Here is a 15,324-nt window from a genome sequence, read left to right as displayed (position 1 = left end):
ATTTTTATGCATGGATGGCGACCTTTGACCCGGTCTTTACGCCGACGCGCTTAATGTTCGAGCCATTGCACATTTACCCGCGACCCGCGTGTAGGCAACCACACGTCATAGGCCAAACGGCGGAGGATACAAGTCAGCCTCGGTTGAGCATACTGGGACAGTTGCATATACCGATCCTGAACGCTAGAACATGAACCGCCCGAACCCAGACGAGCTGCTGGACAAGCTGCAAAGAGAAGAAGAAAAGCGTCATCGCGGACGGCTGAAAATTTTTTTCGGCGCATCGGCGGGCGTAGGGAAGACCTATGCCATGCTGCTCGCCGCGCGGCGGCGCAAGGAGCAGGGGGACGACGTAGTCATCGGCATCGTGGAGACGCATGGGCGCTCCGATACCGCCGCGCTGACCGAAGACCTGGAGCACTTGCCGCTTGCGCAGATTGCTTATCGTGGCCATGCGCTGCAGGACTTCGATCTCGACGGCGCCTTGCTGCGTCGACCGCAACTCATTCTGGTCGATGAACTCGCGCATTCCAACGTCCCGGGCGCCCGCCATTTGAAGCGCTGGCAGGACGTGCATGAACTGCTCGACGCGGGTATCGACGTTTACACCACGGTCAACGTTCAGCATCTGGAGAGTCTGAATGACATCGTGGGGCAGATCACGCAGATCCGCGTTTTCGAGACGGTGCCTGACCGTGTGCTGGATCAAGCCGACGAAGTGACGCTCGTCGACCTGCCGCCCGAAGAATTGCTGGAGCGGCTGCGTGACGGCAAGGTTTATATGCCGCAGCAGGCGGAACATGCCGTGCGCAATTTCTTTCGCAAAGGCAACCTGATTGCGCTACGGGAACTGGCGTTGCGTCGCACGGCAGATCGTGTCGATGCCCAGATGCGCGAGTATCGGGCGGACCGCTCCATCGAGCGAATCTGGCAAGCGCGTGAAAGGCTGGTGGTCTGTATAGGGCCGGGATCCGAGGCCCCCACGCTCGTGCGGGCGGCGGCGCGGCTTGCTGCAAGTTTGCGTTCGGACTGGATTGCGGTGTACGTCGAAACGCCACGCCTGCAAAAACTATCCGATGCCCGTCGCGAACGCACGCTCGCAGCGCTCAAACTCGCGGCCGAACTTGGCGCGGAGACGGTCACGCTGGCTGGCGCCGATGCCGTGGCCACGTTGATTGGTTATGCGCAGGCTCGCAATGCATCCAAGCTCGTTGCGGGCGCATCCACGCGGAACGGTTTTGATCGCTGGTTGAAACGGCCGTTCGGCGAGCGTTTGGCAGAACGCGCAGGAGACCTGGACCTCACGCTGATTCGCGCGCGCGAAGGCGAGAAGGGCGCTGCTCACGCGGCAAAAGAAGATGGCGCCGGACCCGACTGGCGCGACGCGCTGAGTACTGCGCGCGAGCAACGCTCGGCGCCGCGCGGTTACGTGTACGCGGTCGCCATCTGCGCGGTCATCACGTTACTTGCCAGCCAGATTCGCGACCGGATCGATCTCGTCAATCTCGTGATGTTGTATCTGGTCGGCGTAATCTATGCGGCGGCGCGAATCGGGCGCGGTCCGGGCGTGCTCCTGTCGTTTCTGAGCGTGGCAGCCTTCGACTTTTTCTTCGTGCCGCCGCGCATGTCGCTGTCGGTAACCGACACGCAATACCTGCTGACCTTCACCGGCATGTTGCTGACTTCGCTCGTGATCAGTCACCTGACGTCGAGTCTGCGGCGCGAGGCGCGCGTTGCATCGAAACGTGAACGCCGTACAGGCGCCATGTATGCCATGGCCGGTGAACTCGGCGCGGCGCTCGCGACCGAGCAGATCGTAGGCATCGGCATGCGCCACGTGAGTGAAGTGTTTCGCGCCAAGGTTGCCATCCTGCTGCCCGATTCCGCCGACAAGGTTCGCCAGAAGCTCGACCCCTCGGAACCTTCGGCCGAGGCATGGCTGCTGAAGGAAAGCGTGATCGACCTGGATGTCGGCCAATGGGTCTATGACCAGCAAAAGCCAGCCGGCCGGGGGACCGACACGCTGCCCGCATCTGCGGCGCTTTATTTGCCTTTGAAAGCGCCGATGCGCACGCGCGGCGTGCTTGCGGTGACCACGCGCAATGCAGGTGAACTCGATGTGCCAGAGCAGAAACGGATGCTCGATGCATTCGCCGCGCAGATCGCGCTTGCGCTTGAGCGCGTGCATTACGTGGATATCGCGCGAGATGCGCTCGTCAGCATGGAGTCGGAGCGGCTGCGCAATTCGCTGCTGTCTGCCATCTCGCATGACCTGCGCACGCCGCTTACAACCATTGTGGGATTTGCGTCCATGCTGGCCGAAGCCCACGGCGACGCGCGTTCGCCAGCAAATGCCGAGTTGATCGCGGCGATTCACGACGAATCGCTGCGCATGACGAGTATCGTCACGAATCTGCTGGATATGGCGAGGTTGCAGGCCGGCGGCTTGCGCCTGAACCTGCAATGGTCGCTGCTCGAAGAAACGGTAGGCGCTGCCTTGCGTGCCTGCCGCCGAGTGCTGGACGGCCGCCCGGTCGAAGTCCGGTTGCCGGCCGATCTGCCCTTCCTTCAACTGGATGCCGTGCTGATGGAACGGCTCTTTTCGAACCTGCTGGAAAACGCCGCGAAATATACGCCGCCGGGCTCGAAACTCGTGATCGGCGCCGAGAACGTCAGTGTGGCGGGCGAACCGTTCGTACGCGTGTATCTGGACGATAACGGTCCCGGTCTTCCGGCGAACATGGAAGACAGCGTCTTCGAGAAATTCACGCGCGGAGAGAAGGAGTCGGCGAAGCCAGGTATCGGCCTCGGGCTCTCGATTTGCCGCGCGATCGTAGAGGCGCACGGCGGTACAATCGGCGCGAACAACCGCCTGAACGCGAGCGCTCCGGATGCGCAAATAGACGGCGCGCGCTTCTGGTTCACGTTGCCCGTCGAGCCACCGCCGCCCGTCCCGTCTTTCTCCGATGAAGCCGAACAGGACTTCGCCGATTTCCCTCCGTCCGACCCGAAAAGTTCATGAGCGAACCCACTGTCACTGTCGTGCTGATCGAAGACGAAAAGCAGATTCGCCGCTTTGTGCGAGCGTCGCTCGAGGCTGAAGGCATCACCGTGCACGAAGCCGAAACGGGCAAGCAAGGCTTGGTGGAAGCGGCGACGCGCAAACCCGATCTTTTGATCGTGGATCTCGGCTTGCCGGATACGGATGGGCTCGACGTAATACGCGAGCTGAGAAGCTGGACCGAGTTGCCGGTGATCGTGCTGTCGGCGCGCACGCAAGAGGAAGAGAAAGTTGCGGCGCTCGACGCCGGCGCGGACGACTACCTCACCAAGCCCTTCGGTGTCTCGGAATTGATGGCGCGGATTCGCGCGCATTTGCGCCGGCGCAACCAGGCGGCATCGAGTGAATCGCCGTTGGTGAAATTCGGTGAAGTGTCCATCGATCTCGGTCTGCGTCAGGTCACGCGAGCGGGTGCGCCGGTGCATCTGACGCCGATCGAATACCGGCTGCTTTCCACGCTCGTGCGACACGCCGGCCGGGTGCTGACGCATCGCCAGTTGTTACGCGAAGTGTGGGGGCCTTCTCACGTGGAAAGCCACCACTATCTGCGCATCTACATGGCGCATCTGCGGCAAAAGCTGGAGCGCGATGCCGCCCAGCCGGAACACATCGTGACCGAGACGGGCGTGGGTTATCGGCTGGTCGGGGCCGTTTGAACGGTGTCGAGCGCCGCGTCTATGGGTGTGTCGCCGCCGACAAAGCCAATCACTTCGTCACGCACGTCACGGGTAATGCATGCAACGGTGACGCGCGCCACGTCATCGCGTGAGACCGGCAAGGTGCTTGCGTCGCGCTCGGTCGCAAGGCCAATCGTGCCGCGGCCGATTTCATCGGACAGCGCACCCGGCCGCAAAATCACATAGGGGACGCCGCTCGCCTGGACGTAATCGTCGGCTTCGCGTTTCATCTTCGAGTAGTGCTTGAGCTGGAGCGTGCTGGCTTCCGGCCAGTAAGCCGAGATCGCGCTGATGACCACCAGCTGCTGCGTGCGGCGGCGTTTGGCGTAGTCGGCTGTGCGTTGAACGGCGTCGCGATCGATCGCGCGCTCTTCGTTCACGCCTTCGCTCTCCGCCGATCCCGCTGCGTAGATGACGTGCGTGACGTCGTCGAAGGCGTGGGAGAAATCCTGTGTCAGGTCGCCGAGCACGATTTGCGCGCCGAGCGCTGCGAACTCGCCACGTTGCGCCGATTTGCGCAGCAAGACCTTGAACGGAAGAGATGCGGCACGCAGTTGCCGGGCAACGTGACGGCCGGTGCGGCCGTTTGCGCCGATGAGCAGGACTTTCATCGCTGAAACGCTCCTTCTGTGGGTGGACAGAAAGAAACGTTAAGCCATTTTCGAGAATCCTGCTGACCGAGCCTTGTTACTCCGTCACGCTCGCCGGCCTTTGCGGACCCCTGCGAGCCCGGCGGTTCTCGGACCAGATCCGCACCCGGTCCATATAAAGATACACAACCGGCGTGGTGTAAAGCGTCAGCAACTGGCTCACGATCAGCCCGCCCACAATCGCGATCCCGAGCGGCGCGCGCATCTCCGATCCTTCGCCGGTTCCGAACGCGAGCGGCAACGCGCCGAGCAACGCGGCGGCGGTGGTCATCATGATTGGCCGGAAGCGCAGCAAGCACGCCTCTTCGATTGCCGCGCGCGAAGTCGATGCCCCATGCCGCTGTGCCTGAATTGCGAAGTCGACCATCATGATGGCGTTTTTCTTCACGATCCCGATCAGCAAAATCACGCCGATCAACGCAATGATGCTGAACTCGGTGCGGAACAACAGCAGCGCAAGCAATGCGCCGATACCGGCCGAAGGCAGCGTGGAAAGAATGGTGATCGGATGAATATAGCTTTCGTACAGGATCCCCAGCACGATATAAACCGCCGCGAGCGCCGCCAGGATCAGGATGGGCTGGTCCTTGGTCGAATCCTGGAATTGCTGCGCCGTGCCTGCAAAACTGCCACGAACCGTGGCCGGCACGCCGATGGTTGCCATCGTCTCGTAGATGGCGGCGGTGGCGTCAGAAAGCGACTTGCCGGGCGGCAGGTTGAACGAAATCGTCGATGCCACGAACTGGCTCTGGTGATTCACCGAAAGCGGTGTATTGCCCGGCCCGAACTTGGCGATGGAGGAAAGCGGGATCATGGTTTCCTTCGACGTCGACACCGCCGCGCCTGAAGACGAACTCGACTTGCCGCTGGCCGCAATCGCGTTGGTCGCGCTGTTGCGAATGGATGCCAGCGCGAGCGCGCTGTTCACGCTCGTTGAGGCATCGGCGGCCGTGGTCACGCTGGTCGCGGAGGTAGAGGCGGTTGTGGTCGTTGCGTTCGTCGATGCCGCTCCGTTCGCCGATCCGCCCGACGTGCTGATGTAGATCTGCTTGAGCATCTCCGGGTCCTGCCAGTACTTCGGCGCGAGTTCCATCACCACGTGATACTGGCTCAGCTCGTTATAGATGGTCGATACCTGGCGCTGGCCAAAGGCATCGTAAAGCGTGTTGTCGATCTGCGCCGGTTTGATGCCATAGCGCGCCGCGGTCGCGCGGTCGAACGTGACAAACGATTCCAGACCGCCTTGCTGCTGGTCCGAATTCACGTCGGCGAGTTCAGGGCGGGCGAGCAGGGCGTCGGTGAGTTTCGGGCCCCACTTGTATAGATCCGCGGTGGAATCCGCAAGCAACGTGAATTGGTATTGCGCATTCGATTGCCGGCCGCCCGAGCGGATGTCCTGAACGGCTTGCAAGAAAGTGCGCGCGCCCGCAACGTTCGACAACGCCGGACGCAGGCGCTGGATCACGGCATCGGCGGAAACCTTGCGCTCTTTCTTGGGTTTCAGCGAGATGAACATGAAGCCCGAATTCGTTTGCCGGCCGCCCGTGAAACCCGCGACGCTTTCCACGGCGGGATCGGCTTGCACAATTTTCATCATGTCCGAAAACTTGCCTTTCATCGCCTGGAACGACGTGCTCTGGTCAGCCTGGATGCCGCCGACAATCCGCCCCGTATCCTGCTGCGGGAAAAATCCCTTCGGCACGATGATGTACAAATAAACGTTCAACCCAACTGTCGCGATCAGCACCAGCAACACGATTCTCGGATGCGCAAGCGCGACGCCAAGCGTGCGTCCGTAACCGCGTTGCATGGTATCGAACTGACGTTCGAGCCAGCGCGAAAAACGGCCGGGCGGTTTCTGGTTGTGCGGTTCCTGCAGGAGCCGCGCGCACATCATGGGCGTGACCGTTAGCGACACAACCAGCGAAACGGCAATTGCGAGCGACAACGTCAGCGCGAATTCCCGGAACAGGCGCCCGACAATACCGCCCATCAGCAAGATTGGCAGGAACACGGCGACGAGCGAAATGCTCATCGACAGCACTGTGAACCCCACTTCCTGCGCGCCGAGAATCGCGGCTTTCATGCGCGGCACGCCGTTTTCTATGTGCCGCGAAATGTTTTCGAGCACCACGATGGCGTCATCGACCACGAATCCGGTCGCGATGGTCAACGCCATCAGCGAGAGGTTGTCGAGCGAGAAGCCGAGCAGATACATGGCCGCGAACGTACCGATGATCGATATGGGCACCGCCACGCTCGGAATCAGTGTCGCGCGCCAGTTGCGCAGGAACAGGAACACGACCATCACGACCAGCGCCACCGCGATGATCAGCGTGGCTTCCGTGTCGTGCAGCGAAGAGCGGATCGTGATCGAGCGGTCCGCGGTCGGCGTGATCTCGATGTCGGCGGGTAGGGCGGCCTGCAATTGCGGGACCATGGCCTTCACGCGATCGATGGTATCGATGATGTTCGCGCCCGGCTGGCGATACAAGATCACCAGCACTGCGCGCTTGCCGTTGATCAGGCCGAGATTGCGCAGGTCTTCGACGGAATCGACTACTTCGCCCACATCGCTCAGATGCACGGCCGCGCCGTTGCGGTAAGCCACCACGAGGTCGCGATACTGCGCCGCTTTCGTGGCCTGGTCGTTGGTGTAGAGCTGGAAGTGCGTGCCGTTGAACTCGATTGCGCCCTTCGGACTGTTCGCATTCGCCGATGCCAGCGCGGCGCGCACGTCTTCCAGGCCGATGCCGTAGTGAAACAGCGCGCCCGGTTCGAGTTCCACGCGCACGGCTGGATTCGCCGAGCCGCTGACATCGACTTCGCCGACGCCGGGCACCGTCGACAAGGTTTGTTGCAACACCGTCGCCGCGGAATCGTAGAGTGATCCGGCCGTGCGGGTAGGCGAGGAGAGCGCCAGGATCAGGATAGGCGCGTCGGCAGGATTGACCTTGTGGTACGTTGGATTGCTTCTGAGCGACGTCGGCAGATCGGCGCGCGCCGCATTGATGGCGGCCTGCACGTCGCGGGCGGCGCCATCGATGTCGCGGTTCAGGCCAAATTGCAGCGTGATCCGCGCCGAGCCGACCGAACTTTGCGACGTCATTTCGGTGACATCCGCGATCGAACCAAGGTGGCGTTCCAGCGGGCTTGCCACGCTGGTCGCAACCGTCTCCGGACTTGCGCCCGGCAAGCTCGCCTGCACCGAGGTGGTCGGGAAGTCGACTTGCGGCAGAGGCGCGACCGGCAACTTCGTGAACGCGAACAAACCGGCCAGCGCAATGCCGATGGCAAGCAGCGTGGTGGCGACCGGGCGCGCGATGAACGGTTGCGACAGGTTCATGCGCTTACTCCACTTCCGCCGCGGGGCGGGGCGGCGCGTTCCGGTTGAAACGCGCACGCACGCGGCGGCCTAGCGAATCGAAGCCGAGATAGATCACCGGCGTGGTGAAGAGCGTGAGCGCTTGCGACACGATCAACCCGCCAACAATTGCGATCCCCAAAGGTCTTCTCAGCTCCGACCCCGCGCCCCAGCCGAGCATCAGTGGCAACGCGCCGAGGAGCGCGGCCATGGTCGTCATCAAAATGGGCCGGAAGCGCAGCAAACACGCCTGGTAGATGGCTTCGCGCGGCGTCTTGCCTTGCTCGCGCTCGGCTTCCAGCGCGAAGTCGATCATCATGATCGCGTTCTTCTTCACGATCCCGATCAGCAACACAATGCCGATGATCCCGATGATGTCGAGATCGTGCCCGCTGATCATCAGCGAAAGCAGCGCGCCGACGCCGGCGGACGGCAGCGTCGAGAGGATCGTGATCGGATGGATGAAGCTCTCGTACAGCACGCCCAGCACGATATACATGGTGACGATCGCGGCAAGGATCAGGAACAGCTCGTTCGAAAGCGATGCCTGGAACGCAAGCGCGGCACCCTGGAAGCGGATCTGGAACGACGCCGGCAGGTTGATGTCCTGCTTCGCCTGGTCGATGGCTTTTACCGCCGCACCGAGCGACGCGCCCGGCGCGAGATTGAACGACACCGTGGTCGCCGGGAACTGGCCGAGGTGGGTGACGAGAAGCGGCGCGGCGCGTTCATGGAACGTCGCGATGGCGGACAGCGGCACTTGCCCGTTCGAGGCCGTCGACGACGGCAGATAGATGCCGCTCAGGATTTCGCTGTAATGCGCGTCGGTCGGTTCGTTTTCGAGGATCACGCGGTACTGGTTCGATTGCGTGAAGATGGTCGAGATGATGCGCTGGCCGAAGGCATCGTAGAGGGCGTTATCGACCGTTGCCGGCGTGATGCCGAAACGCGCGGCCGTCGAGCGGTCGATTTCCACGTACACCGATTGCCCGTTCTGCTGCAAGTCGGTGGCGACATCGGCGAGTTCCGGCGACTGTTGCAAACGCGCTGTCAGCTTCGGCACCCATTCGGCGAACTCGGCCGAGTTGGGATCGGTCAGCATGAACTGGTATTGCGTCGGGCTGACCGTCGAGTCGATGGTCAGATCCTGCACGGGCTGCATATAAAGCCGGATGCCGGGAATGTTCGCCACGTCCTGCTGCAGGTTGCGGATCACGTCGCTCGACGTGCTGCTGCGGTCGTCTCGCGGTTTCAGATTGATCAGCATCCGGCCGCTGTTCAGCGTGATGTTGGTCCCGTCCACGCCAATGAACGACGTCAGGCTTTCAACGTCCGGATTTTTCAGGATCTGCGCGGCGAGCGCTTGCTGCTGCTGGGCCACCGCCTGGTACGAAGCCGCTTGCGGCGCCTGTGTGATCGCCTGGATCACGCCCGTGTCCTGGATCGGGAAAAATCCCTTCGGAATCCAGATGTAGAGGAGGGCGGTGAACACGAGCGTGAGCAACGCGACAACCAGCGTGGCGCGCTGCCGGTCGAGCACCCATGTCAGCGCGACGGCGTAACGCCCGATCACATAATCGATGAACTGATGCGCTCGTGCGGAGAACCGGTGCGTCTCGGTCGGCGGCGTATGGCGCAGCAGCTTTGCGCACAACATGGGCACGAGCGTCAGCGACACGATCGCCGAAATCACGATGGTCACCGCCAGCGTGATCGCGAACTCGTGGAACAAACGGCCTACGACATCGCCCATGAAAAGCAGCGGGATGAGGACCGCGATCAGCGAAACCGTCAGCGAGATGATCGTGAAGCCGATCTGCTTCGAGCCTTTCAGCGCCGCTTCGAGCGGTCCCTCGCCTTCTTCCACGTATCGGGCGATATTTTCGATCATCACGATGGCGTCATCCACCACGAAGCCGGTCGCGATGGTCAATGCCATCAGCGAGAGGTTGTCGAGCGAGAAACCGCACAAGTACATGACGGCGAGCGTACCGATCAACGAAACCGGCACGGACAAGCTTGGAATTAGCGTGGCCCAGACGTTCGCGAGAAACAGATAGATCACGAGCACAACCAGCACCACGGACAGCGCCAGTTCGAACTGAACGTCGCGAACGGACGCGCGAATGGTCGTGGTGCGGTCGGTGACGATGCGCACGTCGAGCGCGGCGGGCAGCGCCGCTTGCAACTGCGGCAGGATCTTCTTGATGCCGTCGACGACCGCGATCACGTTCGCGCCCGGCTGGCGCTGCACGTTCAGGATGATGGCGGGCGTGTTGTCCACCCATGCGCCGAGCTTGGTGTTTTCCGGACCCGAGACCACGGTCGCGACGTCCGTCAACATCACGGGCCGGCCGTTCCTGTATGCGATGACCGCGCTCTGGTAGGCGTTGGCATCGGTCAACTGGTCGTTCGCGTTGATCGTGTAGGCGCGTGACGGACCATCGAAATTACCCTTCGGCGTGTTGACGTTCAGGTTCGAAATGGTCGTGCGCAAGTCATCGATGTTCAATCCGTACGACGCCAGCGCGCGCGTATTGGCCTGGATTCGCACGGCCGGCCGGTTGCCGCCGCTGACCGACACGAGGCCCACGCCCGCAACCTGCGAAATCTTTTGTGCAAGACGCGTGTCGGCGAGATCCTGGACCTGCGTGAGCGGCAAGGTTTTCGAGCTGATCGCGAGCGTGATGATCGGGGCATCGGCGGGGTTCACCTTTGCGTAGATCGGCGGCGCGGGCAGGTCGGACGGCAGCAGGTTGCCCGCCGCGTTGATGGCGGCCTGCACTTCCTGCTCGGCAATATCGAGCGGCAAGTCGAGACTGAACTGCAGCGTAATGACGGACGCGCCCGCCGAACTCTGCGACGACATCTGGTTCAGGCTCGCCATCTGCCCGAACTGCTTTTCCAGGGGCGCGGTGACCGACGTGGTCATCACATCCGGCGACGCACCCGGGTAGAACGTCTGCACCTGGATGGTCGGATAGTCGACGGCCGGCAAAGCCGATAGCGGCAGGAAGCGCAGCGCGACGAGGCCGACCAGCATGATTGCCGCCATCAGCAGCGCCGTGCCGACCGGACGCAGAATAAAGGGACGCGATGGATTCATGCGGTATCGGTGCGGTTAGGGAGCATCAATGCGTTATTGCGGCTGTGAGCGGTGACGGCCATGATGCGCGCCAGAAGCACCACGCGCGCCTGATGCCGCCGACGCCCCCGCTACACCGGATGCGCCCGACGCGCCCTTCGGTGCATCGGCAGGGATGGTGATCTTCGCGCCTTCCTTCAGCCGGTCCGAACCGTCGATTACCACGCGTTCACCCACTTGTAGACCTGTCTTGATACTGGTGCGCTCACCGTCGATGGGACCGATCTTCACATTGCGCACCGTCACTGTATTGTCCGGCTTCACCACATACACGAATGCACCCGATGAACCGTTGAGCACGGCGGGCGTGGGGACAATGGTCGCGTCTTTAATGACATCGACCAGGAGTTTTGTGTTGACGAACTGGTTGGGAAACAGCAGCGATTCCTTGTTGTCGAAGGTCGCGCGCAGCTTGACCGTGCCGGTGGTGGTGTCGATCTGGTTATCGACTGTTTCCAGATATCCGCTTTCGAGCGACGTTGTGTTGGCCCGGTCGTAGGCCGTCACCGACATCTTCGAGCCCGCATGAAGCGGCTTCAGGATAGCGGTCAGATTGTCCTCGGACGTCGTGAAGATCACGCTGATGGGCTGAAGTTGCGTGATGACAACCACACCGTTCGTGTCACCGGTCGTGACATAGTTGCCTGGATCGACCTGCCGCAAGCCAACGCGGCCCGACACCGGCGCCGTGATGCGTGCGTAGTTGAGGTCGAGCTTGAACGTGTCCACGTTCGCCTGATCCGACTTTACAGTCCCTTCGAGCTGCTGCACGAGCGACGCTTGCGTGTCCACCTGCTGACTCGCGATGGAATCTTGCGAAAGCAGCACCTTGTAGCGCTGCAAATCGAGCCGTGCGGTCTGCAGCAATGCCTGGTCTTTCGCAAGCGTACCTTGTGCGTTGCGCAGCGAGATCTCGTACGGACGCGGATCGACCTGCGCGAGCAAATCGCCTTTCTTGACCATCTGGCCTTCGCGGAACGCGACTTCCTGCAACGTGCCGTTGATTTGCGTCTTGACTATCACCGATGCCAGCGGCGTAACCGTGCCGAGCGAGTTGATGACCACTGGCATTTCGCCTTGCGTGACGGTTGCGACATGCACGGGCTGCGGCTGCGCGCCCATACCCGGAGCGCCGCCGCGCCGGCCGCCTGCCTGGCGCGCTTGCTGCGAGTTGTCGGCGCTGCCCCGGTTCCACGGATGCCACGCGAACAAGCCGATCACGATCAACACCAGCACCACGATCCACAGCAGCTTGCGGCTGCGGGGCGGGGATGCGGGTGGATGGGGAGTGGAAGCCTGGGAGGAGGGCGAACGCGGTTCAGTATGAGGCGGTGGCGCTGGGTGTTTTTTTTGTTCGTCCATCGTTTCAGTGGCTCGGTGAGTCGGTGGGCTCGGAAAATATCTTCATGCGGTGTCTTGATGCGCTGGTGCGAGGCCTTGCTGAACGTTCGCACTGACGGTCCGAAAACCGGCTCGGAACTGGCCGATTTTGAGGCCGAGTCGGCGCCACGCGTAGGCCTGGTATGGGCGCGATGGCGCCCGAAGCGGTTGCGCGAAGCGTCGAATGATAGCGTTCAAGCGATGGCCGGGCGCGCGAAGCATGATGCTACGTCCCGCGCTTCCTTGCAGTCCAGTTATCTTTCTTTCGATTGATTACGAGCGTTACATGACCATGCTGGCGCTGCGGGAGAGTGTGGAGTGGCGGTTCGTTGGCAGGATGTTTTCGCTGTGGCGGGAAATGCGCACAACAAGTGGGTTGATTGAAATGAAAATGAAAGTTTGAGCGCGGGGCCATCGCTCGATGTAAAAATTGGACGCCGCACCGGCATGAACGGTGCGGCATCCATATAAGCAGCGCTTTATTCGCTCAAGCGTGCGGTCGGCGTGCCACCGATCTCATTCGTGATCTTCACAACACATTGAAGGAGCGCGGGCGCCACCGTTTCGAGAAGCGCTTCTCGGGGTGCCTGATACTCGGCGCCGCCGCAATTTACTGCGTACCGTTGCCCGGACGGTCCGACAAAACCTGCAGCAACTGCGTTCAGCCCGTGATGCCATTCGCCGGTCGAAATGGCGAAGCCACGAAGCAATGCGTCTTCGAGTCCGGGCTTCAAGCCGCTATCGATGCTCGGCCAATCATCGCCCGACGCTATGCGCAGGCTCTCGAGCAGGCTGTCGCGCTCGGTCTCACCCAGTGCGGCCAAGTACGCCCGGCCGACTGCGGTACGTCCCAGGTCCATGCGCGCGCCCACTTCGAGCCGCGACACCAGCACAGCGGAACGCGGCCGGATGGTATCGATGACGACCATGTCCAGACGGTCGCGCACAGCCAGATGAACGCTCAAGGTCGTCCGGTCCGCAAGTTCGATGAGAAACGGTCGCGCGCGTGCCCTGATGTCGAAGTTGCGCAGGAAGCCGTTGCTCAGTTCGAGAACGGAGGCCGTGAGCACAAAGCGCTCGCTGTCGGGCAATTGAAATAATAGGTTTGCGCTGACAAGGGTGGCTGTCAGGCGCGAAATGGTTGGCTTGGGAATGCCGGTCCATTCCGCAAGCTCCCGGTTGCTGACGGGAGCATCAGCAGCGGCGATCCGCCTCAGGACATCCAGCCCTCGCGACAATGCAACCACTTCTTCTCCGTCGCGCCCTTTTTCTTTTTCCCGGCTCGATGGCCGGCTCTCAGTTGTGTGCATTTATTTTTCGGAACTTGGTTTCGTTGGGAAGGGTGTTGGCCATCGATCGTTGATGCTGACCGACGGCGAGCGTCCCCGCTTATCGGAATCGTATCAACCAGCGACTATAAGATGCATTCACTGGACCCGTTTTTGTCATTAAACCTGTGTACCGTATCGTTGGATAGTCGCTCACCCCCCGAAATTTCGCTTGACTCGGTTTCGCATAACGTAAAAAATGGAACCCGATTTCGAAAGTACTGGTTGGAGACGTTTTCACGGCTCGCCAGGCACTTGATCACCGGCTCTCAGGTTCTAGCACGGCCCTCGGAATGGCTAGAACTTTTAAGGCGCTACGGCAACGTAGCGCCTTTTTTTTGCCTGCGTCATGCGCTCGCCACTTCAGGATCCCCACGACATTGGGTCTATACACCGCAGAACGTGTAATCCGTATGGCATCCTACTTTTCCGATTCATTCAACTACTTTGCTTTTGTTTAGTGCTTTGTAGTGAACTCGGGGTGCTGGCCGCGATCCCGGCGCCAGATGTCGATCCCGGATTCTTATCCCGCGTGCTCAGGCGACATGTGTAGTACCCCACATAACTGCACGCTTGCACTCCTTCAGTGCGAGAACATCTTGCGCGGCTTGAGCAGGCGGGTGCCCCGCCAAGCCCAATAGATTCCCGCCGCCGCGAGCAATGCTGAACTGCTCAGGACCAGAAGCGGAGATACCTGCTGAGGCGAAGGCTCGCTCGTTGCGATGATCAGCGCCGCGAACAGCGCCGCGCCCGCCTGAAGGAAAGCGCGTTTCGCGCGATTGCGATGCCGTGTAAAACGGACGGAGCGCGAGACGGGTGCGCGCGTAAACGGTTCGAACAGGATCAGTCCGGCGATCAAGGCGACCAGCAAGTTCATGAGAATCATGACGACACTTCAATGTGGAGACAAGGATGGTCCGCACTATAGAAAGAGCCGCTCATGAAATGAATCAGAAGGGTCTGAAAGCAGGTCAATTCGTTAACATTCAGGACTGTAAGGTTGAGATAAACCAGGCCGAACGGCTAACGTCATGCCGCGATCGGAAGACAGGGAGCATCGGCGGTTATTATTGTCCGGCATGAGTTGCGGAATTTTCGAATGGACACTGGGTGTGTGCGACAGGTGCGCCGAGTAAGGAAGATGAGAAATGAACAAGTTGCAAACGAAAGGAATTAACCGGCTGGCAAGTGCGGTCATCGTGATCGGGTTTCTTGCTGCATGCGAAAAACACGACGCAGCGGCAGGGCAGGCCATGGGCGCGTTGAATGGCGTTGCGAGCCAGGCCGGGCAGAGGTTTGATCAAGCCGCGAACTATGTCGGGCAGCACGTCGATTCAGTCAAGCAGTCGGCGCAGCAGAACATCCAGTCTGCGGGCACGTTGCCGGATATGTCGGCGAGCGGGATCGCGGCGACGGCGCGCGCAAACCTGGATGGCGCCGCAAGTGCGACGAATGCGGCTATCGCGAACGCGGCGAGCGATACCGGAGCCGGTCTGCAAACAGCCGGACGCAAGCTGCAGGAGTGGTCGGCAGGCGGAGCGTCTACCTCTCAAGGCTCGTCGAGTGGAGTATCGAATACGGGCGCGGGCGGTTCGGGCGCGCCGTCCGCTTCATCCGATCCAGGAAACGCCCGCGCGGACATGGACAAATGACGGTCAGTGGCTACGGTCTGGCAAACCGCTCTATCGCTACATTTCGTTACGCGGCTGACCGTTTCGT

9 protein-coding genes are annotated in these 15,324 nt (G+C 61.3%); 3 read left to right on the top strand and 6 right to left on the bottom strand.

Annotation, left to right across the window (positions count from 1 at the left end):
* The first annotated feature begins 190 nt into the window (after positions 1-190).
* Complete coding sequence (locus HB633_RS07070) at positions 191-3,022, top strand: sensor histidine kinase KdpD (protein WP_213777411.1); 2,832 nt, start codon at positions 191-193, stop codon at positions 3,020-3,022.
* On the top strand, positions 3,019-3,717 hold the full coding sequence (gene kdpE / locus HB633_RS07065; protein WP_213777410.1) for a two-component system response regulator KdpE: 699 nt from the start codon (positions 3,019-3,021) through the stop codon (positions 3,715-3,717). The genes HB633_RS07070 and kdpE overlap by 4 nt, the downstream gene beginning before the upstream one ends.
* Here kdpE and HB633_RS07060 read toward each other — a convergent pair.
* The 6 genes from HB633_RS07060 to HB633_RS07035 all read right to left on the bottom strand — a co-directional run bounded on the left by HB633_RS07060 (position 3,693) and on the right by HB633_RS07035 (position 14,491).
* On the bottom strand, positions 3,693-4,349 hold the full coding sequence (locus HB633_RS07060) for an SDR family oxidoreductase (protein ID WP_213777409.1): 657 nt from the start codon (positions 4,347-4,349) through the stop codon (positions 3,693-3,695). The two genes, kdpE and HB633_RS07060, sit on opposite strands and share 25 nt — an antisense overlap.
* A 76-nt stretch (positions 4,350-4,425) precedes the next feature.
* Entirely contained in the window at positions 4,426-7,734 is a 3,309-nt protein-coding gene (locus tag HB633_RS07055; protein ID WP_213777408.1) for an efflux RND transporter permease subunit, read from the bottom strand.
* 4 nt (positions 7,735-7,738) lie between these two features.
* A complete protein-coding gene (locus tag HB633_RS07050) occupies positions 7,739-10,858 on the bottom strand; it encodes an MdtB/MuxB family multidrug efflux RND transporter permease subunit (RefSeq protein WP_213777407.1) in 3,120 nt (1,039 codons plus the stop codon).
* Between the two features lie 33 nt (positions 10,859-10,891).
* Positions 10,892-12,259 carry an MdtA/MuxA family multidrug efflux RND transporter periplasmic adaptor subunit gene (locus tag HB633_RS07045; protein WP_213777406.1) on the bottom strand — a complete coding sequence of 456 codons (1,368 nt, stop codon included), beginning with the start codon at positions 12,257-12,259 and terminating at the stop codon, positions 10,892-10,894.
* A 497-nt stretch (positions 12,260-12,756) separates the two neighbouring features.
* Positions 12,757-13,587: an IclR family transcriptional regulator gene (locus HB633_RS07040; RefSeq protein ID WP_213777405.1), complete on the bottom strand. Its 831-nt coding sequence runs from the start codon at positions 13,585-13,587 to the stop codon at positions 12,757-12,759.
* Positions 13,588-14,188: 601 nt separating this feature from the next.
* Positions 14,189-14,491: a hypothetical protein gene (locus HB633_RS07035; RefSeq protein ID WP_213777404.1), complete on the bottom strand. Its 303-nt coding sequence runs from the start codon at positions 14,489-14,491 to the stop codon at positions 14,189-14,191.
* A gap of 262 nt (positions 14,492-14,753) precedes the next feature.
* Here HB633_RS07035 and HB633_RS07030 point away from each other — a divergent pair, with 262 nt between their 5' ends.
* The gene (locus HB633_RS07030; RefSeq protein ID WP_213777403.1) at positions 14,754-15,257 is read left to right on the top strand and encodes a hypothetical protein; all 504 of its coding nucleotides are present in this window, start codon (positions 14,754-14,756) and stop codon (positions 15,255-15,257) included.
* The last annotated feature ends 67 nt before the right edge of the window (positions 15,258-15,324 follow it).

The sequence above is a fragment of the Caballeronia sp. dw_276 genome, assembly GCF_018449635.1.
GTDB lineage: Bacteria > Pseudomonadota > Gammaproteobacteria > Burkholderiales > Burkholderiaceae > Caballeronia.
This window is presented reverse-complemented; position numbering and strand designations above follow the sequence as displayed.